The following is a 21,142-nucleotide window of genomic DNA, read 5'->3' as shown; positions in this document are numbered from 1 at the left end:
TTAGGCTCCTTTCACCGCGGCCGCTGCCGCCTTGTCGTCGGTTTCTACAATCCAGGTGTCTTTACTACCGCCACCTTGAGAAGAGTTCACCACCAACGAACCTTCTATCAATGCCACGCGGGTCAGACCACCGGTGGTGACATGGATTTCTGGCCCCGAAAGAATGAAGGGGCGTAAATCCACATGGCGCGGCTGCGGTAACCCATTCGCCAGCGTAGGCGTGGTCGACAGTGCCAGGGTAGGCTGAGCCATATAGTTGCGCGGGTTCGCCTTAATCAAACGGGCAAACTCTTCGCGGGTCTCTTTGGTTGAGCGTGGGCCAATGAGCATACCGTAGCCCCCCGACTCATTGGCCGGTTTCACTACCAATTCATCCAGGTGGTCGAGGACATAGCGGCGGTCGTCCTCGAACATACACAAGTAGCTGGGCACGTTAGGGATCAGCGGCTCTTGATCGAGGTAGTAGCGAATCAACGCGGGAACAAAGGCGTAAACGACCTTATCGTCCGCCACGCCAGCCCCCGGCGCATTGGCAAGTGCTACTTTCCCCGCCCGCCAGGCGCGCATTAGGCCCGCCACCCCCAGCATGGATTCCGGGTTAAATGCTTCCGGGTCGAGAAACTCATCGTCTACACGGCGGTAAATAACATCGACCCGGCGTAGCCCTTCCACGGTGCGCATGTACACCACATCATCGTCATCAACGAGTAGATCACTTCCCTGCACCAGCTCGACGCCCATTTGCTGGGCAAGATAGGCGTGCTCAAAATAGGCAGAGTTGTAGATCCCGGGAGTCAGTACCACTACCTGGGGGTCATCACCTGGCCTTGGCGACATCTCCGCCAGCATGTCGTAAAGCTGAGCCACATAGTCATCAACGGGCAAAATCTTGCCTGAGGCGAACAACTCCGGCAGTACCCGCTTGGTGACATTGCGGTTTTCCAGCATGTAGGAGACACCGGAAGGAATGCGTAAGTTATCCTCCAGCACGTAGAGCGTCCCGTCGCCATCGCGCACCAGGTCAGAGCCACATACATGAGCCCATACGCCGTGAGGGGGGTTAATGCCAACACACTGGGGGCGGAAATTAACCGATTGTGCCAGCACCTCGGCGGGCAGTACTTTGTCCTTAATGACTTTTTGATCATGGTAAAGGTCATCGATAAATAGATTCAGCGCCTGCACGCGCTGCTTAAGGCCTGCCTCGGTTTTACGCCACTCACTGGCGGGAATGATTCGCGGCACAATATCAAAGGGCCAGGCACGGTCAATCATCGCGCCTTCAGAGTAGACGGTGAAGGTAATCCCCATGGTACGAATAGCGATCTCCGCCGCGGTTTTTCGCTCCGCTAACTCCTCGGCGCTAAACCTTGCCAACATGTTGCACAATTCACCCGCTGACTCGCGTGGCTGACCGGGAGCGGCCATCAGCTCATCGTAGTAATCACGACACGCATAGTTATTCCAATTCACTTGGCTCATGGGCGCTCTCCTGGCGCTGGGGTGGAAGCGGCAACTTCCTCAATGCTCAGTGTAGGCCTGCCGCGTGCAAAACAATCAAACAATTGAGAGCAAAATGCGTACCATCTTTTGCGATATTTCAACGTTCACTTACTTAAACGCTACTTGACAGAGAGCACGAGGAAATTAAAACGTCTTTACGCCCTATCTTGGTGCGCGCAAGAGGCATCAAGTTGGTGCATAACGCGATTTCCACTTTAGTTAAACGTCTTAGTTAAGATAGCGGCTGCAAAAAAGTAAAAGTGGAACGATACTTGCGAAACGTTCGGTTATTCCTTAACCCAACCGACCAGCCGGTTAATAACGGTTCTTTTGAGGGTGGCTCATGACCATTCGCGTTGCCTTGTATCATCGTACGACTTACCACTTTGACCGCCCGGTGCGTCTTTCGCCCCATGTTATTCGACTGCGCCCAGCGCCCCACTGCCGTACTCATATCGAAGCGTACTCGCTCAAACTCTCCGGCGATGACCACTTTTTAAACTGGCAACAGGATCCGTTCGGCAACTTCAATGCTCGCGTGGTGTTCCCTGAACCGCGCCAAGAGTTAACCATTGCCGTCGAGCTAATCGTCCCGATGACGGTGATTAACCCGTTCGATTTCTTCTTGGACGACATTGCGCAAACGATTCCCTTTGCTTACCCAGAAGCGCTGCGCCAAGAACTAAGCCCCTATCTTGAAATAACCGAATCAGGGCCACGGCTGATGGAGTGGCTCAAAGCCGTTCCCCGTGAACCGACTACCACCGTCGATTTTCTGGTCGCGCTTAATCAACGTCTGCAGAATGACATCGGTTACCTAGTGCGCCTGGAGCCCGGTGTCCAGAGCTGCGAAGAGACGCTGACACTCGCCAGCGGCTCCTGCCGCGACAGTGCCTGGCTGCTGGTGCAAATTTTCCGCCATCTGGGCCTCGCCGCTCGTTTTGTGTCCGGCTATCTCATTCAGCTCAAGTCAGATGTTAAAGCGCTGGACGGCCCGAGCGGCAGCGAGGTGGACTTCACCGACCTGCACGCCTGGACCGAAGTCTTCCTGCCCGGCGCCGGCTGGGTAGGCCTTGACCCCACCTCAGGTCTATTCGCTGGCGAAGGACACATTCCCCTCGCCGCCACTCCGACGACGGGTAGCGCCGCGGCCATCACCGGATTTTCGGATAAGTGTGAAGTCACCTTTGATGTGACCATGGAGGTCGAGCGCATCCATGAAGACCCACGGGTCACCAAGCCCTATAGCGATGAACAGTGGCACCGTATCTGCACGCTGGGCGACCAAGTGGACGCTGAACTCTTACAGCAGGACGTTCGCCTTACTATGGGGGGCGAACCCACGTTTGTATCCGTCGACGATATGGAGAGCCCACAGTGGAATACCGAAGCGTTAGGTGAGCACAAGCGCGAGCGCGCCGAGGCACTGCTAACCCGGCTGCAAGCCGCCTATGCGCCCGGCAGCGCTATTCAGCAACAGCAGGGCAAATGGTACCCCGGTGAACCGTTACCGCGCTGGGCGCTGGCCTGCTATTGGCGGAAAGATGGCGTGCCGCTATGGCGAGATCCAAAATGGCTAGCTTGTATGGAAGGCGCCCCCAAGGTAGCCGTGGATGACACCACTGCCCAACGCTTTACCAAAGCACTTAGCGAACGCCTGGGCGTGGCTGAGCGCTACTGGATTCCGGCGTATGAAGATGCCTACTACTACCTCTGGAAAGAGCAATCGCTGCCGGTCAATGTCGACCCACGCGAAGCCAATCTAAAAGATGACGCCGAACGCCACCGTTTAGCTCGCTTATTGGAGCAGGGGTTAGACGAAGTCGTGGGCTACGCCCTGCCGCTGCGCCACTCGATCAGCCAAGCCCACCGCTGGGAGAGCGGCCGCTGGCCGCTCAAGCGCGACCACTTATTTCTGGTGCCCGGCGATTCGCCCATGGGCCTACGCTTACCCCTTTCAACGCTTCCCTGGGCTGACCCAGAGGAGCAGCCGCAGCCTGAATCGCTGTTCGCTCCTCGGCCTGAACTGGGTGATATTCACGGTGAAGTTGCCCGCCGCAACGCCGAACAGCTGCATATCAGTGATGCCGAACGCTTGGGGCGCTCAAGCCACCCGAGCCCATCACACCCCGAGGGCGAATCCGTTCAACAGCAGCCCCCGGCAAACAGCGATAGGGAAAGTAATGTTATTCACACCAGCCTATGTGTGGAGCCACGGGATGGTCGCCTAAATATTTTCCTGCCCCCGCTGACCGGCTTAGAGCACTACCTGGATCTACTTAGCACCGTTGAGGAGTGCGCCAAGGAACTCGCTTGCCCGGTCATGATAGAGGGCTACTCGCCCCCTCGGGATCCGCGTCTGGAAAATTTTATGATCACCCCCGACCCAGGCGTGATCGAAGTGAATATTATGCCTGCGGCCAGTTGGCAAACCCTGGTGGCACAAACCGAACGGCTGTATGCGGAAGCCCGTGAAACCCGCCTGGGCACTGAAAAGTTTATGCTCGATGGCCGCCACACCGGTACCGGCGGTGGCAACCATGTCACCCTGGGCGGGTTGACGCCTGACGATTCACCGTTTTTGCGTCGTCCGGATCTGCTCGCCAGTTTAGTCACCTACTGGCAGCACCACCCGAGTCTCTCTTACCTGTTTTCGGGTCTGTTTATTGGCCCCACCAGCCAGGCGCCGCGGGTGGATGAAGCTCGCCATGAAGCCCTCTATGAGCTGGAGATCGCCCTACAGCAAATGCCCGAAGGCGAAGTGGTGCAGCCCTGGCTGGTCGATCGCTTATTGCGCCACCTGCTCACCGACTTAACCGGCAATACTCACCGCGCCGAATTCTGTATCGACAAACTCTACTCGCCGGATAGCGACAGCGGTCGCCTCGGCTTACTGGAACTACGCGGCTTTGAGATGCCACCCCATGCCCGCATGGGGCTGATGCAGATGCTGCTGATCCGCGCACTGGTAGCCCGCTGCTGGAAAACGCCCTACCGAGCCAAACCGGTGCGCTGGGGCAGCGCCTTGCAGGATCGCTGGATGCTTCCCCACTACCTCTGGAGCGACCTTGACGACGTGCTGGGTGACTTGCGCCACCACGGCTTCGATTTTGATCTAGAGTGGTTCGCCCCCTTCCTGGAGTTTCGCTTCCCGCTGCACGGACGCTTGCACACCCCCATGCTGGATATTGAGCTGCGCCAAGCCATCGAACCCTGGCATGTATTGGGCGAAGAGGCCTCAGCTGGCGGCACTGCCCGCTACGTGGATTCCTCAGTGGAGCGCCTGGAAGTCAAGGTGAGTGGCATGAGCGGTGACCGCTATGTGGTGACCTGCAACGGCCGCCGGGTGCCCCTTTCAGCTACCGGCAGAAACGGCGAAGCGGTGGCCGGGGTGCGTTACCGCGCTTGGCAGCCGCCCTCGGCGCTTCATCCGCAGATCCCCATTCACGCGCCGCTGGTGTTTGATGTGATCGACACCTGGAACCAGCGCTCAGTCGCGGGCTGTACTTACTACGTAGTGCACCCCACAGGGCGTAATTTCGATACCTTCCCGGTCAATGCGTTTGAAGCCGAAGCGCGAAGACTGGGGCGTTTTAGTGACAGCGGCCATAGTCATGGCCATCAGGTTCCCAAGCTGGAAACCCCCAGCCTGGAACTGCCGCAGACCCTCGACCTGCGCTGGACGCCTAGCTAATGCTTTTCTCTTAGCGACTAGTGCAGGATAATCCGCCTCCTACTGCTTAGGATTACAAGGATAATGACGGCCCCTGTCTCTCCCTCACTTCTCGCGCCCGTGGCTAACGGGCTCGTTGAGGATTACTTACACCAGCTAGGCAAGGGACAGCCCGGCACGTTCGACGCCATGCTCGATGGCCAGGGGCAGTTACGCCCTGGCTGGCAGAGCTTACTCGGCTCATTGGAGGGCCTGGGCCCGACGGGTCGTCACCAGCAGCATGACGAGATTCAGCGCCTACTGGCTGAAAACGGCGTAATTTTCAATATGCATGATGAAACCCAGGGGCGTTCGTGGCGGCTCGACCCGCTACCCTGGGTGATTGATGAACCACAGTGGCAAGCATTAGAAGCGGGGCTAATCCAGCGCAGTCGTCTGCTGAGCGCCCTCTACGACGATATCTATGGGCCCAAAACGCTCTTTGAGGCTGGACTACTCCCCACCCAAGAGCTGCTTGCCTCAGCGCATTTATTACTGCCCTGCCACCAGTCGCTGCCCAATGACCGCGCGCCGATTATTTTCCACGGTGTGGATGTGATTCAGGATACTCAGGGCCAGTGGCGGGTGTTGGCAGACCGCCTACAGGCGCCATCCGGTACTGGGCTTGCGCTCGAAAACCGTATACTGATGGCCCGCGCCCTGCCGGATATGTATCGCAATGCGCCCTTAAAGCGGCTAGCGGGGTTTCTTGACCTACACCACCGCACGCTGATCGCCATGGCCTATCAGCATCGCGATAACCCCACGCTTATCTTATTAACGCCGGGGCCGGGGAGCCCACGCTATTTTGAGCACGCCTATTTAGCCAATTACCTCAATATTGCACTGGTAGAAGGCCAGGATTTAGTCGTACGCGATACCCAAGTATGGCTGCGCACCCTGGGCGGTCTACAGCCAGTCGATGTGATACTGCGCCACTGCGACGACGCTTACTGCGACCCGCTGGAACTGCGCGGCGATTCGCAGCTGGGCGTACCCGGGCTACTCCAGGCCATGCGCTCAGGCGGCGTGGCGCTATCTAACGCCTTGGGGGTAGGCATTTTGGAAGCCCCGGTGTTAGCGGACTACTTACCGATGCTGTGCGAGCATCTTCTGGGTGAGACCCTGCTGCTGCCCAACGTCAATGCCACGACGCAGCCAGCCACCGCGCCGGTTTTTGATAGCCACCTACAGCGCCTGGAGCCCACCACGCTCAACCTACGCTGCTTTGTAACACGCACCCCCAATGCCACTGCCAAAAGCAGCACTGCTGCTAAAAATAGTGCGGCTGGCGAGTACCAAGTAATGCCCGGTGGTTTAGCTTGGGTTGGCGAACCTGGCTTGCCATCACTAAGCAGCACCATCGTTAAAGATGTCTGGGTTACGGCAGCCTCTCCTCAGCCCCATGTCAGCCAGCTCCGCCAGGCCCGCGGCCCGGTGGTGGCCACCCGTGACGGCACCGACCTACCCAGCCGAGTAGCCGAAAGCCTGTTTTGGTTAGGCCGCTACGGCGAGCGCTTAGACACCCGCGCGCGACTGCTGCGTGAAGCGCTAATGAGGCTAATGGAGTACGACCAGGATGAGATCGCCGATCAGCTGCTCGATGAACTTCTGCTGGCACTGGATATCACCACGCTAAACGAAGAGGACCAACAGCGACTACAGGCACCTTTGATTGGTTTTGATCTAAAGCGCGCCGCGTTACTGGCGCAGTTTGATGACGTGGATCCCCAGGCCTTACAGCCACTGTTTGCCCAACTAATGCGCAACGCACGCAGCGTGCGTGACCACTTAGGCGATGACTCCTGGCGGGTGGTGCACCAGCTGCGTCAGCGCATGGCCACCTTCAACCCAAGCTTGGGGGCCAGCGCGGCACGGCGCGCTTGCGAGGGGCTGTCTGCTCAGCTAGCCGCCTTCTTCGGGCTGTGTAACGAAACCATGCCCCATCACTACGGCTGGCGGTTTATGGATATTGGTCGCTTCCTGGATCGCGTACTGGGACTGCTCTCGCTGCTCAATCTCACCCTCAATGCGCCGCACTCGCCGGGGCTGGCGTTGTGGGAAGTCGTGCTCGCCACCACCGATAACTTTACCGCCTATCGCCGCCGCTACCGCAGTGAGCTTCACCCTGCGGCGATTCTCGATCTACTGCTGTTCGATGAAACCAATCCTCGCTCGGTGGGCTATATGCTCAAGCGCATTGAACGACAGATGGATCGCCTGCCGGGCAGCTCATCGCCCTACCGTAACGCCGAACGGCGGCTATTAATTCAGGCCAATGCGGCACTGCACCTGGCCGACATTGATCGCTTAAGTCATCTAGCCGATACACCGGAGGCACAGGATGCCTTAGAGCAACTGCTGGATGCTTTAATTGAACCCTTAAGCGCGCTTTCTGAAGCCATCAGTCAGAGTCATTTCAGCCACGTGGAGCGGCCACGCCAGTTAGTCAGCATGGAGCCTGATGCATGAACTACACGCTGCGCCATACCACCCGCTACCACTACAGCGCCCCCGTGACGCTGTGCCATAGTGAAGCTCGGGTACTACCACGTAAAACGCCGCATCAGCACTGTGGTGCCTCGGAACTGCAGATCAGCCCCACGCCGCAGGTACAGATGGAGCGCCGCGATGTATTCGGCAATCGAGTGCTCTATTTCGCCATGGAGGAAGTTCATCAAACCTTGGATGTCACGGTGGTAACGCAGTTGAGTACACACCCCTTAGCAGCGCTACCCACCACCTCAACGACGTGGGAACAAGTCGCTCAGCAGCTTAGCCAGAACAACAGTTTTGACATTCAACTTTACCGCCTCGACTCACCGTTTATTCGCCGTAATGATGAGCTGGCCACCTTTGCCCACAGCTGCTTTACCCCAGGCAGGCCAATAGTCGAGGCGACTCTCGCGCTCAATGAACTGATTCATCAAACCTTCGAGTACGACCCCAGCTTTACCACACTCGCAACGCCGCTAAGCGAAGTACTCGCCAACCGGCGGGGTGTCTGCCAGGATTTTGCTCATCTCGCGATTGGTGCATTGCGTTCGGTAGGTCTTGCTGCGCGCTATGTCAGTGGCTATTTGGAAACCCAGCCCCCGCCCGGGCAGCCACGCCTGATCGGCGCAGATGCTTCCCATGCATGGTTGGCGACCTGGATTCCCGAATGGGGGTGGCTGGCCCTAGACCCCACCAATGGCACCGTGGCCAGTGAACAGCACCCTGTACTGGCCTGGGGGCGAGATTACGCCGACGTAGCCCCGCTAAAAGGCGTCATGAACGGGGGCGGCGAACACCGCCTGGAAGTCGAAGTGGATGTCATGCCACTGGTGGGCTGATGCAAACCAACCCCACCTAAGGTATAACAGATACATAGCTGGCTTGTTCAAGGAAGACCCGATGCAGCAAAGGGATGGTGATGGTAAAAACGTCGGGCATGCGCCTCTCTGGGCATCCCAGATCCTGCTTCTGGGCTGTTTTCTGGTCTTGCTATCGGGTGCCGTCGAACAGTTTTACAAGCCACATTTCACCGAGCTGCAACAGACCGATGAAAGCCTGAAAAGTCTTTCGAGTCACTACGCTTTCGCGCCACTCCCCACCAAGCTACGAATAAGAAACGCTGCCACCAAGCGGCAGGTAGATAAAGAGCTTTTGAAGGCCATCAAATGGTCAGCCGACGATCCCCCTCCCGTTAGCTTTTTCGCCTCGCTGCATTCAGCTATCTCCCGCCAGGCAATTCTTGGCCGTGTCGTTTCAAACGACACCAGCGGCTGTGCCCTCCTTCTTCCCCCCGGTCGGGCACCGCCTATCCTCGCAAAGAGCTAACTACGTAGTTGTTCAGTTATTCATTAGTGGCACCGCTTTAGAGACACGCTGCCATTCAAACTATCAGTACCTTTTTAGAAGGGTTCTCCGTTTATGTTTCCCGTTGACAAGCTCATTTTACTTGCTGCGATTTTGATATTGGTGGGCATTGTATCGAGCAAATTATCTGCCCGCCTTGGCTTACCTGTCCTGGTTCTGTTCTTGGTCATTGGCATGCTGGCCGGTGAGAGTGGTATTGGAGGGATCGCCTTCGACAACCCAGCGGGGGCACATGCCCTAGGCACGCTGGCGCTGGCAATGATCCTCTTTGACGGCGGGCTTCAAACGCCTACCTCATCGATTCGAAAAGTCTGGAAACCCGCCTCCCTGCTCGCCACTTTCGGGGTGTTGATCACGGCTCTAATCACCGGCGTGGCAGCCGCCTACATTCTCGACTTACCGCTGCTGGAAGGCCTGCTGCTAGGGGCTATCGTGGGCTCCACAGATGCCGCAGCGGTATTTTCGCTGTTAAGAAACGCCGGCATACATATCAATAAAAAACTGAAATCCACGCTAGAGATCGAAAGCGCCTCAAACGACCCGATGGCTATTTTCCTTACCGTCGGGTTGCTGGAAGTGCTGGTCAATGGCATGAAACCAGGCATGGGGCTGCTTGAGCTTTTCGTCATGCAGATGGGCGTAGGGGGCCTGGTAGGGCTTGGCGTAGGATGGGCATCAGTCAAGATCATTAACCGCATCCATCTGGTGGCCTCGGGCCTTTACCCGGTAATGGTGGCCGCGTGTGGCTTCCTTTCCTTTGGTATCTCAGCCAACGCAGGGGGGAGCGGATTCCTGGCCATTTTCCTGACCGGGGTGTTCATTGGCAACCACCGTATCGCCTTTCAGCGCAGCACATTCCTGTTTCATGATGGGCTCGCCTGGCTAAGCCAGATCGTGATGTTCGTGGTATTGGGGCTGCTGATAAACCCGGTGTCTCTGCTGGATGTATGGCTGGAAGGGCTGGTGATTGCTGCGGTACTGATTTTGGTTGCCCGGCCAATCGCCGTGTTGCCGGTCATGAAACTGTTCGGCTTCAATGCCCGTGAAGCCAGTTTAGTGGCCTGGGTAGGCCTACGTGGCTCCGTCCCTATTATCCTGGCTATTTTTCCGCTGATGTTTGGGCTGGAGGGTGCAGAATTAATCTTCAATGTGGTGTTTTTCGTGGTGCTGATCTCGGCAACCATCCAGGGCACCACTCTGCCAGTGGTGGCCCGCAAGCTGGGATTGACTGAAAAACCGCCAGCGGTACCGGCGGCCAGCCTTGAGATTACCGCGCTGGAAGAGGTAGATGCCGATATTGTGGAGTACACCCTGAGCGACCATCCACGCGCAGCGGGTCGGCGGCTTTCACAAATGGCACTACCCGATACGACGGTCGTCGCGATGATTACCCGGGGTAAGGACGTAATTCCCCCGCGAGGCTCGACAGAGCTAATGGCTGGCGATCACCTGTGCGTGGTGCTGCGTCCCGAGACGAGGCCGTTTATCGACTGTGTCTTTTCAGATGCGGTGGGCGTGGTCAGTGACGAGCTGCCCGATCAGGAGCTAAAGCTCAAGGGCAGTACAAGGATAGACGATTTACGCCACTCGTATGGCGTGTTGATCGAAGGAGAGGATGGCCAGACGACTCTCGATGCACTGCTGCGCAATACACTCTCCAGCCAACCGGAGATAGGCGACTCACTTCAGCTCGATGGCATCATGCTGGCGGTACTGGCGACACTCGGTGGCCGTATTACCACGGTTGGCTTGACGGTGCAGGACAAGCCTGACCAATAAGCGTCTTATCCATACTTAGCCTCGCAAGAGGCTAAGTACCAGTGTTCAAGTCGAGGCCGTCTCGTAAGCGGCCTTGAGACGATAGAACTCTTCTACAATAGCGGCCATTTCATCGGCGTCATAGTCACAAAGGCCGCTCACTACGAGCTTTTTGGAACCCACCCCTACGGCCTCCCCGGCGGACTCAATAGAGAACTCCAGCAGTGCATCGGCGCGTTTACCGTGAACCTCCAGCGAAGAGTGATTCAGCGTCAAGCCCGGTGCAAAACCATCCAAACGCTCGAGTGAAAACCCCATGCTATCGTAGATCACCAGTGGACGTTTGGGGTTAAACATGACCCCGTGCTCTTCCATCAGCGGTTTGAGATAGTGCGGAAAGTTTTTGCCTGAAAACGCGACATAGCAACGCGCAAAGGCTTCCACCACCGCAGGATCGTGGGTAATGTCACCACTACGCACCACCTGTAAGTAACATTTGCCGCTCTCATCACAGACGTGAAGTGCACCGTTGTCTGCTTCGCTAAACTTAAGCGGCGTATCAGCGCCCACCATGTTGGTGAAGCGAAATTCCATTTGCCGCGACAACCCAAACTTTGTGAGTATCAGTACAAACAGTAGATCACCGGGCACACAAAAACGGCGTGCATCCGGGTTATGAATAGGGTTGTAGTCACCCGCCACGCCTTTGGCGAAGCGACTGGCCTGCTCTGCGGAGATCACTACATACTCTCCGCGCTGCGCGTAAAAATCCTTGAACATGGCGTTTGTTGCCTGCCTAGCGTTGAAATCGAAAACCCGTCACTGCCCAACGCCGCGCATAATGCCATAAAACACGTCCCAACAGGAGTTATCTGCTAGGGAAGCCACTATGTCAGACGCGAACACTCGTAAAAATCGCCTACCTCGCCTGCTGCGAAGGGCGTTGGTTGGCCTACTGTTTATCCTCTTTACCTGGGTGGCGGGCAGCTATTGGCTGCTTAACAGCCAGTGGCTGCCCGAGCGCATTTCACAATTCGAGGGCATCGACATCCGCTGGGAGCAAGGCGTTAGCCGCCACCCAGGCCGCTGGGAAGTAGAGGGACTCTATCTCGCTCGTGAAGATGAAGCACTGCCCATCTCAATTGAAGCCGAACGCGCCACCCTTTCGCTCTCGCTAATGGCTCTATTACGCGGCGAACTGCATATCGACACACTCGATGCCGAGGGTATTCGCCGCCTGACCGTTGGTGACATCGCGCTTGAAGCTGACGGCCAGTTGCAGGTAACGGAGACCACGCTAAGTCGCGACACCCTAGCGATTCCTAACGTTTCCCTCGCCATTACCAATGGTCGTTTAGTTCGCTTGAGTGATCAAGAGACCTTAGTGCGTGATATTAACCTTAACGCTGATGCAACGCTCAATTCGATAACTCCTGTCGACGCTACCAGCGGCGAGCTGAACCCCAACCTACTAGCAGCGCTCTCAGCACAGCTTCAGTTGGATGCCCAGGCGGATGCCTGGAATGTCTTTATGCCCTACCTAGGCACCCTGCCCTGGCTAACCCTTGAGGGGCGCGGGGCGCTAACTGGAGCACTGGAGCTCACCGCAGGAGAATTACAGCCCGGCAGCAAGCTTATACTGAACGCGCCCCTGCTACGCTTAGCGATTGATGAGCAACGTTTACATGCGCCGACTGACTCGCCGCGCTGGATACTGGCGGATACCCCTCCGCCTCGTCACACGGCTACGGGCGAGGGCCAAGTGCGCTTGTCGGTTGAGAACGATCAACTGCATTTTTCAACGCAGCTGGCCGATGTTGAGCTAGCCGACACGCACCCTTACGCAGAGCATACCGAGCTACGCCTTGCGACCCAAATTCCTAATCAGCGACTGGATCAACTCGACCTTCCCACCTCAGCGACACTCGCCTTGCAAGGCGATATCACCCGCCTGGATATGCTGGATCGATATCTTTCGCCCGGTATAGGAGAACGGGGTTCTGAAGGAGAGAGTTCTGAAGGACAGGATTCTGAACGTGAGAACTCTGAACTGGAAGGCATCAGTCTTTCCGGCCATGGGCAAATTGAGGCCTCTGCCAGCATTCGCCAATCGCGCCTTTTTGATGCCCAACTAAGTATTCAAGCAACTGAGTTGATGGCAGATACGCGTGGCTTCATTGCCCGAGGTGGCGGCTCATTAGATGCCCAGCTAACGCCACAAGAAATTATCGAAGCAACGCTTTACTTTGCCAACGCCACGCTGCACCACCAGGAGCGTCTGCTGCTTGACGATGCCGCTATCAACGTCTCGGCATCGAGCCCAGCTGATCCAGAAAAGGCCCGCGAAGAAGCATCCGCGACATTGAGCTGGCAATCCGCGCAACTGCCTAATATCAGCGTTTTACAAACCTACTTAGGCGCCATTTTACCTGACCCCGCGCCACTGCAGTTGCTTAGCGGGAAAGCCGCCAGCCACGGCCAGCTCACCATGGCGTCAAAACAGCTCAGCGGAGAGGTACATTTAGCCGGAAACGGGCTTACCACACGCTGGCAACATGGCGAACAAGTCGGCACGTTAACCAGTGATATGCAGCTTTTCCTGCCTATTCAGCAGGCAGCAATGGATGGCTCAACGCTGAACATCAGCGGCACCCGGTTGAGCTGGCAAGTGGCCGATATCGACCAACCGAGCGAACGCTTAGAGAGCATATTGGTGCTAAATGATGGTCGCTTTCAACGCAGAGGTGACGTACCAAGCGGGCAATTTTCACTCGAGGGAAGCGTGCAACGGCTAGGCTTTTTAAATGCGTTTTTGCCTGACGCCCACGGTTTAGCCATCGCGGGTGAAGGACAACTCTTTTCTCAGGGCGCCTTTCGCGATAACCGCTTGCTGGCACCCACTCGGCTGCGGGTCAACGCCGACCAGTTAGAAGTCACGTTTTTAGATTATCTCGCCACCGGACGGGGCGAGCTCACCGCCCAGTTGGATAGCACCGAGCGGGCCCAGCTCTCGCTTGGCATCCCCCGCTTTGCCTTGAGTCGCCAAGGCGATGATAGCCCGCACCTGGAAGGACGCCACTTTGCTCTCACCACGCAAACCGAGCGCTTTAGCGATGTGCTTGAATCTCCACAGCCCGAGCACTTCACCACGCGCATCGCGCTGCCGATTACCGAGGTGCCCGACTTCACCCGTTACAACCGCTACCTGCCCGAAGGCGCGGGTGTTAGGTTGCTGGATGGGCAAGCCAGCCTGGAAAGCGAGTGGCTGTTGGAAGGATTAAATGCACAGGGCGAACTAACTCTGCGCGCCTTCGGCGCAGAGTTAGTGCTGTTGGATCAGCAGCTTCGCGGCGACGTTCATCTCGACTTACACCTAACCGACGGCGACCTGGAAACGCGTCGTTTTAACGCAGATGACTCATTCTTACGCTTGGAGAACGTTAGCCGACAAAGTGAAAATGGCTCTGCCGATGCCGGTTGGTGGGTAACGCTTTCCATGTTGGATGCGCAATTGGCGTGGGAAGACCCTATTCGTCTCGTCAGCCAGCTCCGCCTTGAGATGCGCGATACCGGTTTACTCGCCCGGCTATTTCTCGCACGCGCAAGGGATAGCGACTGGTTAGGGCGACTGCTAAATGTGCACGATATCGAGGGCACGGCGCAGCTAGAGATCAGCGGCAAGCAGATCAGCCTTAGCGACTTGACGCTCGCTGGTGGCCCGCTGCTGCTGCTTTCCGATGTCGCTCTGGCAGACCGCAGCGCAAACGGCGCGCTCTATGCCCACCTTGGCGTGATTGGATTAGGGGTTGAACTTGAGGACAGCGAACCAACCTTGCATGTTATTCAACCCCGCCGCTGGTTTGACCGCTGGCGGGAGACGAACCGCTCCCTTAATCATTAGTCTCTAATGATTAGCGTTTTTTGCGCTCACGGCGAATCATCCTCACCCGCTCTTTAGCCTTTTGCGGTGTCGAGAGCGGTGCTGCCGCCTCATCATGGGTTTTCGGCGGCACCGTGACCCAGGCAAACACCGGCAACGCCAAGTGCCAATGGATCGCCGCCAAACGCAGCCCGAGGGTGACGCTTAGTGAGGCGCCAATCGCCATGGTTAGCGGCGCCTCCAGGGCATGCAGCGCCACGTAAACGATTCCCCCAGCCATCGCTGCCGTCGCATAAATTTCTTCGCGAAGCACCATGGGCACTCGCTGGGCCAATACATCACGTATCATGCCGCCTGCTACGCCGGTCATCATGCCCATCAAGACAGCTACCGTTCCAGACGTGCCCAGCAACAGTGCTTTATGAGTCCCAATCACAGTAAACAGTGCCAAGCCAAACGCATCAGCGATCGGTAAAAAGCCCCGCGACAGGCGGTGGATATAGTGGAAGCCCATCAACGACACACCTACGGTGGCTAAAATCACCCACAGGTAGGTTGGATCCGTCACCCAGAACACCGGCCTTACACCGAGCACTAAATCACGCAGCGTGCCTCCACCAATGCCGGTCACCGCTGCCAGCACCAGCATACCTATAGGATCCATGCGCGACCGGCACGCCAAAATCACGCCCGAAAGCGCGAACACGATGACACCCGCCATATCCAGCCAATAGACCACGCCCGACAACACGCCCTTCTCCTTTTTTATGCTCGCTATCTTTAAAGGCAGGCAGGATAGCACCCTTCAGAGGATATGCTCGCACCCAAAAACACGCTTGCGACCTAAGCAAGATAAGTTCACATAATTAGGTTACGCTGACCGAATTGTCATTAACACTTGCATTCACGACGGAGTAACACTGCTATGGACTGGAGCCCGGCTTATAGCTGGTTGGTACTCGCCTTACTATTAAGTTTGGCAGAGCTGACTTCTGGCGCGATGGTGCTGCTAGCGCTGGGTATTGCCGCTGCGCTAACAGCGGCCGTTACAGCGCTAGGATTAACGCTTCCTTGGCAACTGCTTGGCATGGCTATTTTTACCGGGGTACTGCTGCCAATATGCATTATGGTCATTCGCCCGCGCTTCTCCCCCCGCGGCATTGCTTATGGCACAACAGGCACAGGTGTGGAAAAAGGTAATCGCTACACTACTCTACGCCGGGATTTTGATGATGCCACGGGCATTAAAGTCAACGGCGATTTCTACCGCCTGCGCGTACTTGAAAGCGGTGAAACCGAGCTACCCAGCGGTACGCTGGTCATATTTAAACGATTTGAAGGCACCACTGCGCTAGTCACATTACATCAGCCTGAAGACACAGCCTTTCAAGATGACAATTCCCAACGCAAGGAGCCTTAACCATGGATCTACCTATAAGCCCCGGCTTATTAATAAGCCTCATTATTGTCGTGATCGCAGTACTGATCATCTCTAAAGGCCTAATTATTATTCGCCAATCGGAAGTAATGGTGGTTGAGCGCCTAGGTTCTTTTCACCGCGTTTTAGAAAGCGGCATTAACATCATCATTCCATTTATCGAACAACCCCGCGCGATCACCATGCTGCGCTATCGCAAAATGGGTGAGGACTATAACGCTATCACCACCGACGAAACCCGCATTGACCGCCGCGAAACGGTGATGGATTTCCCCGGTCAGCCGGTCGTCACCACTGATAACGTTACCGTTCGTATCAATGGCGCGCTCTACTACCAAATCATCGACCCCAAGCGGGCCGTCTATGAGGTAGAGAATATGAGCCAGGCCGTCGAAGTACTGGCGAAAACCACGCTACGTTCAGTGGTTGGTAAAATGGAACTGGATAAACTGTTTGAATCCCGTGCGGAAGTGAATAATGAGATTCAGGCCGCGATGGAAGAGCCTGCTTCCAAGTGGGGGGTCAAAATCTCCCGTGTCGAAGTACAGGATATTGCCATGCCGGAAGAGGTGGAAACCGCTATGCGCCTGCAAATGGCCGCCGAGCGTAAGCGCCGTGCCACCGTCACCGAGGCCGAGGGGGAAAAATCAGCGGCGATTGCCATGGCCCAGGGCCAACGTGAATCCTCGATCCTCAACGCTCAAGGTGACAAAGAGTCGGCCATTCTACGTGCCCAGGGTGAGCAGGAGTCTATTAAACTGGTGCTTAGTGCCATTGGCGATAGTGAAGAGAATAAGCGCACCGTAGTGGGCTACCTGCTGGGCCAGAGCTATATCAAGGTACTACCCAATATGGCGAAGAATGGTGAGCGAGTATTCGTACCCTACGAGTCCTCTGCTCTGCTTGGCTCAATGGGCATGTTCCGCGAAATGGCCGGCTCACCAGAAGATACTGTCGCAAACCACCTTAAAAGCCGTAATCACAGTGACAGTGATTTTCGCAGTGGGCTGGTAGGCGGAGCCGCTAGCGGTAACTAAAAACGTACTTGAGTATTTATATGCTTTGCAAAGCCTGGCCCGAGTAGCCAGGCTTTTGGGTTAAGTGCAGGAAGCTAACCGCTAGCAACCGTTGAAGAAAACATCACCTACGTAAGGTTCATATTCGTTAAACTCTACGCTTAATGCTCAGCCTCACTTTTATTGTGCACGTAGCGTCGTTAATGATGGCCCCTATGTAGCACTTATTAATAGCAAGATCGCGACCAAGAGATTAGGACGTTCACCATGCCGCCTAGTGGGTTCGCCATTCGCCGAAGCACTCTACTGCTCTTAACGCTTGCGTTACTGTTGGCATATTCAGGCTACCTACTAGCTGATACCTCTCCCAAACCGCTCCATAATTGGGAGTATCGCTGGGGCGACTCTCCTTACGATGCCGATAGCCATCCTCAATGGCTGCAAAGCGACTCGACAGAGTGGCAGTCGATTGACTCCCCTTCGAACCCACCTGGCCGCAACGGGCACGAACACCTCTGGTTACGTACGACAGTGCCCGCCGGTGATTGGAACGATCCAGTACTTTTTATCACCAGTATCAATTTGATTGGGCAAGTTTATCTAGACGATGAACTGATCTATCAATATGGTGAATTTGACGAACAGGGAAAAGGCGATTTTGCGGGCTGGCCCTGGCACATGATAGACCTACCAGAAAATGCCGCCGGTCAGACGCTTACCTTTCGCTTTTACTCTTACTACACCAGTATTGGCTTATGGGGCCAAGTCCAGGTAATGGAACGCATTGAGGTTTTAAAGCAAATTATCCATGAATCTGCTCAGGATCTCGGTGTGAGTGCTTTGGTATTGGTGCTCGCTATCCTGGCCACCATTTTCGCGTTAATAGGTCCCGAACGCCGTGGTTTTGGGTCTATTGCGTTGTTTGCTTATGCTTCAGGGCTAATGCTGCTTGCGGAGACCCCAGCCCGTCAACTCATTGCCGATGAGCCATTGACCTGGGACACACTCCGAGCAGCCAGTTACTACACCCTGCCGGTGGCACTGGGGTTGTTACTCAGCTATTGGTTGGAGGGCACCGTTAAGCGCTGGATAACTCTCCTTTGGGTTATTCACTTGGTGTATCTGGTGCTGGCGATTGGTTTGGTTCAATTGGGAGTGCTGAGCCTTTCATTAACCTTCCCCATCTTTGATGTCATGCTGGCCTTAACGCTCCCCATAATGCTGGCACTTGCGCTCATGCGCTTTCAAAAGCTCACCCTTGAACAACGGCTTCTGGTAGTGAGTTTTACTTTTTTTGCCCCGCTGCTACTCGCCGATATGGTGGTCGCCCACGGCTTTGTGGGCTGGCGCAGTGTGCCCTTGAGCTACGGCACACTGGCTTTTTCTTTAGCGAACGCGGCTATTTTTCTGTGGCACTATCGGCATACACAGCAACAACTTGCCATGGCCAATGAGACTCTAGAGCAGCAGGTGGCGGCGCGAACCGCCGACCTCGACCGGTTAGTTCAAGAACTGGAAGGGCTCTCACGCAAAGACCCATTAACAGGCTTGCACAACCGTCGCCATTTCGACACGGCATTCGAGCACCATTGCCAGCGAGCTAAGCAGCATGACAGTCAACTCTCCGTGCTAATGCTGGATGTGGATCACTTCAAACAGATTAACGATGATTTTGGTCATGACGCAGGAGATGCCGTGCTGGTCGAAATCGCCCTGTTATTGCGGCACCACTTAAGAGATTTGGATGTGATCTGTCGCTTTGGGGGCGAAGAATTTGTTGCCTTGCTACCTGCTACCTCCCGAATCGCTGCCGAGACGCGCGCAAAGGCGCTGTTAACATCCATTGCTCATCAGGCATTTATTCATCAAGGCTCTTCTCTGCGGAAAATCACGCTTTCCTGCGGTGTCGCAACATATCCTGATCACACTCAAGACCCTAAGAAATTGCTGCGCCTTGCCGATGAAGCGCTTTATCAAGCCAAGCACAGCGGCCGTAACCGCTGTGTAGTATGGGAAGAGACACTTGAAGAGCAGGGATTTATGCTCGGTAGGCAACAGCCGCAATAACAACTCATGTTGGCGAAGCGGGCGGGATTAGGCAAGATCCCGCACCGGATGGACATCAAGCAACGCCCTGCCGAGGGTAAGCGTTCATTCCAAGACGTAGTTGACCTACTTCACGTCCCGGAGAGGTCTCAATAACTCCGGCGAGACCTTGTACTGCTTCCTGCCATCCTCATCCAGCACGATCACGCTCTTGCGGTTGATCTTGGTGACAATCCCCAGCACGGGGCCTTCCCGGCTCTCGAAGGTCACTTTCAGGCCCACCCGCAACTGGCTCAGCGCCTGGAGGTTCTCCCGGTCACGCAGTTCATCAATTCGCCGGCAGATGTATTGATTCAGTTCCAGCAACTGGTCGATGCTCATGTCGTCAATGCGCATGAACGGTGGCCTCCGGCTGTTTGTTCTGTCGGTCAGGATGGCGTGGATCGATCAGCGCCCGTAGCGGATTCTCGGCGAACCGGGTTTTCCAGAGACGAGGCGTCAGGTCGCTGACGTCACTGGCCGGATGCTGGCTGATGCGTTGCAGCACGTCCACCAGGTAAGTGTAGGGGGTAATATTGTGCAGCTTGCAGGTGCTGATCAGACTCTGGATGATGCCCAGGTGTTCCGCCCCCAATTCAGTCCAGCAGAACATCCAGTTTTTCTTGCCCATGGGAATGGGGCGTAGTGCCCGCTCGAGGTGGTTGGTGTCTGGCTGCACGTCTGGGTTTTCCAGGAATACGCTCAGGCTGGCTTCCCGGCTGAGCACGTAGTTCAGAGCTTTGGTCAGTGGATCGCTCGGCACCAGGCCGCCTGACGCCAACTGATCCCGGCACCACTGGAAGAAGCCGCTAACGACCGGTTTCGAGTGTTCCAACCGGTACTGACGTTTCTTCTCGCCAGTCAGCCCGTGGGTTCTGATGGTTTCTTCATTCCGGTACAGCGCTGCGATTCGTTGCAGGGCCTCGGTGACGGTTTCCGGGTGATCCTTCTGCGCCTCGATAAAATAACGGCGGCTATGCACCCAGCACTGGGCGTGGGTGACGTTCTCTTGGGCAGCAGCGTAGCGGGCATAGGCCGCGTAGCCGTCACTGATCAGCGTGCCGTTGAACGATTCGCTGAGGATGGCTTCGATGTGGGCACGCCCACGGCTGTTCGAGTAGGTGAACACCACCTCGTCGGCATCGCCGTATAACGGCCAGAACCAGCCGGATTTCAACTTGCCTTTTTGCGGGCCCGCCCGACCCTGGTGACCGGCCTTGATCGGCGTTTCATCCATGGCCAGCACCCGACTGCGCAGCACGTTGTCGGTCTGGGCATCCACAATGGGCCGAAGCAGGTCGATCACGCGCTTGACCAGATTGGTCAGGGTGCTGCGGCTGATTGTGATACCGGCTTGCTGGATGCGCTGGTGCTGACGGTACAGCGGCAGGTGGAACTGGAACTTGTCCACCAGCAACCCGGCCAGCAGACTGACATCGGCCAGGCTGTTGTCCAGCACGTTGAACGGGGCCGGCGTGGTGATGGGCTTGTCACTCCCCTTGCGCCGGAACACCGGGCGCTCCACCTTCAGCACCACGTAACTGGAGGCCCGCTGGGCCAGCCGGTAGGTGGTCTTACTGCCGATTACTTCGTACTGATCGGCCTCCGGCCCTGTCAGCTCTGGCGGCAGATACTCTATGACTTCCACCGGCACATCAGAGGTAAAGCGCAGACCGGTGTCGTTCAGGCAGCCATCGTCGCGCTGCTTCTTGCCGGTGCCACGCTGATAGGCCTTGATGGGGCGTTCTTCTTCGTCAGCAGGCGGCGCCGGTAGCGGCGCTTCCTCTGGCTGGAACAAGCTGTCCTGCCCGGGAAGATCGAACACCTGCTTCTCGGATTTGGGACCGAACAGCTGCTTTTTGAACCAGTCCAGTTGATGCGTCAGCTGA

The 21,142-nt window shown here is 56.4% G+C and carries 14 protein-coding genes; 9 read left to right on the top strand and 5 right to left on the bottom strand.

Annotation, left to right across the window (positions count from 1 at the left end):
• Positions 1-1,482, bottom strand: a complete 1,482-nt coding sequence (locus HALA3H3_RS15670; RefSeq protein ID WP_022522534.1) for a circularly permuted type 2 ATP-grasp protein — start codon at positions 1,480-1,482, stop codon at positions 1-3.
• A 364-nt stretch (positions 1,483-1,846) separates the two neighbouring features.
• On the opposite strand from HALA3H3_RS15670, the gene HALA3H3_RS15665 reads away from it, so the two are divergent.
• The 5 genes from HALA3H3_RS15665 to HALA3H3_RS15645 all read left to right on the top strand — a co-directional run bounded on the left by HALA3H3_RS15665 (position 1,847) and on the right by HALA3H3_RS15645 (position 10,855).
• Positions 1,847-5,197 carry a transglutaminase family protein gene (locus tag HALA3H3_RS15665; RefSeq protein ID WP_022522533.1) on the top strand — a complete coding sequence of 1,117 codons (3,351 nt, stop codon included), beginning with the start codon at positions 1,847-1,849 and terminating at the stop codon, positions 5,195-5,197.
• 63 nt (positions 5,198-5,260) lie between these two features.
• On the top strand, positions 5,261-7,687 hold the full coding sequence (locus HALA3H3_RS15660) for a circularly permuted type 2 ATP-grasp protein (RefSeq protein ID WP_022522532.1): 2,427 nt from the start codon (positions 5,261-5,263) through the stop codon (positions 7,685-7,687).
• Complete coding sequence (locus HALA3H3_RS15655) at positions 7,684-8,550, top strand: transglutaminase family protein (RefSeq protein WP_022522531.1); 867 nt, start codon at positions 7,684-7,686, stop codon at positions 8,548-8,550. The genes HALA3H3_RS15660 and HALA3H3_RS15655 overlap by 4 nt, the downstream gene beginning before the upstream one ends.
• A 61-nt stretch (positions 8,551-8,611) precedes the next feature.
• Complete coding sequence (locus HALA3H3_RS15650) at positions 8,612-9,037, top strand: hypothetical protein (RefSeq protein ID WP_022522530.1); 426 nt, start codon at positions 8,612-8,614, stop codon at positions 9,035-9,037.
• Positions 9,038-9,130: 93 nt separating this feature from the next.
• Positions 9,131-10,855, top strand: a complete 1,725-nt coding sequence (locus tag HALA3H3_RS15645; protein WP_022522529.1) for a potassium/proton antiporter — start codon at positions 9,131-9,133, stop codon at positions 10,853-10,855.
• A 45-nt stretch (positions 10,856-10,900) separates the two neighbouring features.
• Here the strand turns inward: HALA3H3_RS15645 and HALA3H3_RS15640 are convergent, their stop codons facing one another.
• Positions 10,901-11,614 carry a DUF3581 family protein gene (locus tag HALA3H3_RS15640; protein ID WP_009288206.1) on the bottom strand — a complete coding sequence of 238 codons (714 nt, stop codon included), beginning with the start codon at positions 11,612-11,614 and terminating at the stop codon, positions 10,901-10,903.
• Positions 11,615-11,723: 109 nt separating this feature from the next.
• Between HALA3H3_RS15640 and HALA3H3_RS15635 the strand changes: the two genes are divergently transcribed.
• Positions 11,724-14,735: an AsmA family protein gene (locus HALA3H3_RS15635; RefSeq protein WP_022522528.1), complete on the top strand. Its 3,012-nt coding sequence runs from the start codon at positions 11,724-11,726 to the stop codon at positions 14,733-14,735.
• 10 nt (positions 14,736-14,745) lie between these two features.
• Here HALA3H3_RS15635 and HALA3H3_RS15630 read toward each other — a convergent pair whose 3' ends face one another.
• The gene (locus tag HALA3H3_RS15630) at positions 14,746-15,462 is read right to left on the bottom strand and encodes a trimeric intracellular cation channel family protein (protein WP_082116921.1); all 717 of its coding nucleotides are present in this window, start codon (positions 15,460-15,462) and stop codon (positions 14,746-14,748) included.
• Between the two features lie 177 nt (positions 15,463-15,639).
• Between HALA3H3_RS15630 and HALA3H3_RS15625 the strand changes: the two genes are divergently transcribed.
• From HALA3H3_RS15625 to HALA3H3_RS15615, 3 genes are all read left to right on the top strand, one after another.
• A complete protein-coding gene (locus tag HALA3H3_RS15625) occupies positions 15,640-16,134 on the top strand; it encodes an NfeD family protein (RefSeq protein WP_022522526.1) in 495 nt (164 codons plus the stop codon).
• A gap of 2 nt (positions 16,135-16,136) precedes the next feature.
• The gene (locus HALA3H3_RS15620; RefSeq protein ID WP_022522525.1) at positions 16,137-17,189 is read left to right on the top strand and encodes an SPFH domain-containing protein; all 1,053 of its coding nucleotides are present in this window, start codon (positions 16,137-16,139) and stop codon (positions 17,187-17,189) included.
• A 246-nt stretch (positions 17,190-17,435) separates the two neighbouring features.
• Positions 17,436-19,235, top strand: coding sequence for a GGDEF domain-containing protein (locus HALA3H3_RS15615; RefSeq protein WP_022522524.1), 1,800 nt, complete (start codon positions 17,436-17,438; stop codon positions 19,233-19,235).
• 105 nt (positions 19,236-19,340) lie between these two features.
• Here HALA3H3_RS15615 and HALA3H3_RS15610 read toward each other — a convergent pair whose 3' ends face one another.
• Both HALA3H3_RS15610 and tnpC read right to left on the bottom strand, forming a co-directional pair.
• Positions 19,341-19,610 carry a hypothetical protein gene (locus tag HALA3H3_RS15610; RefSeq protein ID WP_022519664.1) on the bottom strand — a complete coding sequence of 90 codons (270 nt, stop codon included), beginning with the start codon at positions 19,608-19,610 and terminating at the stop codon, positions 19,341-19,343.
• On the bottom strand, positions 19,600-21,142 hold a 1,543-nt coding region (tnpC, locus tag HALA3H3_RS15605), incomplete at its 5' end, for an IS66 family transposase (RefSeq protein ID WP_199105081.1). The genes tnpC and HALA3H3_RS15610, both read right to left, overlap by 11 nt.

It is taken from the genome of Halomonas sp. A3H3 (assembly GCF_000982975.1).
GTDB classification, from domain to species: domain Bacteria; phylum Pseudomonadota; class Gammaproteobacteria; order Pseudomonadales; family Halomonadaceae; genus Vreelandella; species Vreelandella titanicae.
Note: the sequence above shows the minus strand (reverse complement) of the source record. Positions and strands in the feature narration are given on the sequence as shown.

Coding starts and splice junctions, on each gene's coding strand:
- HALA3H3_RS15650 (WP_022522530.1), top strand. CDS start 8,612: ATGCAGCAAAGGGATGGTGATGGTAAAAACGTCGGGCATGCGCCTCTC.
- HALA3H3_RS15615 (WP_022522524.1), top strand. CDS start 17,436: ATGCCGCCTAGTGGGTTCGCCATTCGCCGAAGCACTCTACTGCTCTTA.
- HALA3H3_RS15670 (WP_022522534.1), bottom strand. CDS start 1,482: ATGAGCCAAGTGAATTGGAATAACTATGCGTGTCGTGATTACTACGAT.
- HALA3H3_RS15610 (WP_022519664.1), bottom strand. CDS start 19,610: ATGCGCATTGACGACATGAGCATCGACCAGTTGCTGGAACTGAATCAA.
- HALA3H3_RS15665 (WP_022522533.1), top strand. CDS start 1,847: ATGACCATTCGCGTTGCCTTGTATCATCGTACGACTTACCACTTTGAC.
- HALA3H3_RS15635 (WP_022522528.1), top strand. CDS start 11,724: ATGTCAGACGCGAACACTCGTAAAAATCGCCTACCTCGCCTGCTGCGA.
- HALA3H3_RS15640 (WP_009288206.1), bottom strand. CDS start 11,614: ATGTTCAAGGATTTTTACGCGCAGCGCGGAGAGTATGTAGTGATCTCC.
- HALA3H3_RS15645 (WP_022522529.1), top strand. CDS start 9,131: ATGTTTCCCGTTGACAAGCTCATTTTACTTGCTGCGATTTTGATATTG.
- HALA3H3_RS15620 (WP_022522525.1), top strand. CDS start 16,137: ATGGATCTACCTATAAGCCCCGGCTTATTAATAAGCCTCATTATTGTC.
- HALA3H3_RS15655 (WP_022522531.1), top strand. CDS start 7,684: ATGAACTACACGCTGCGCCATACCACCCGCTACCACTACAGCGCCCCC.
- HALA3H3_RS15660 (WP_022522532.1), top strand. CDS start 5,261: ATGACGGCCCCTGTCTCTCCCTCACTTCTCGCGCCCGTGGCTAACGGG.
- HALA3H3_RS15625 (WP_022522526.1), top strand. CDS start 15,640: ATGGACTGGAGCCCGGCTTATAGCTGGTTGGTACTCGCCTTACTATTA.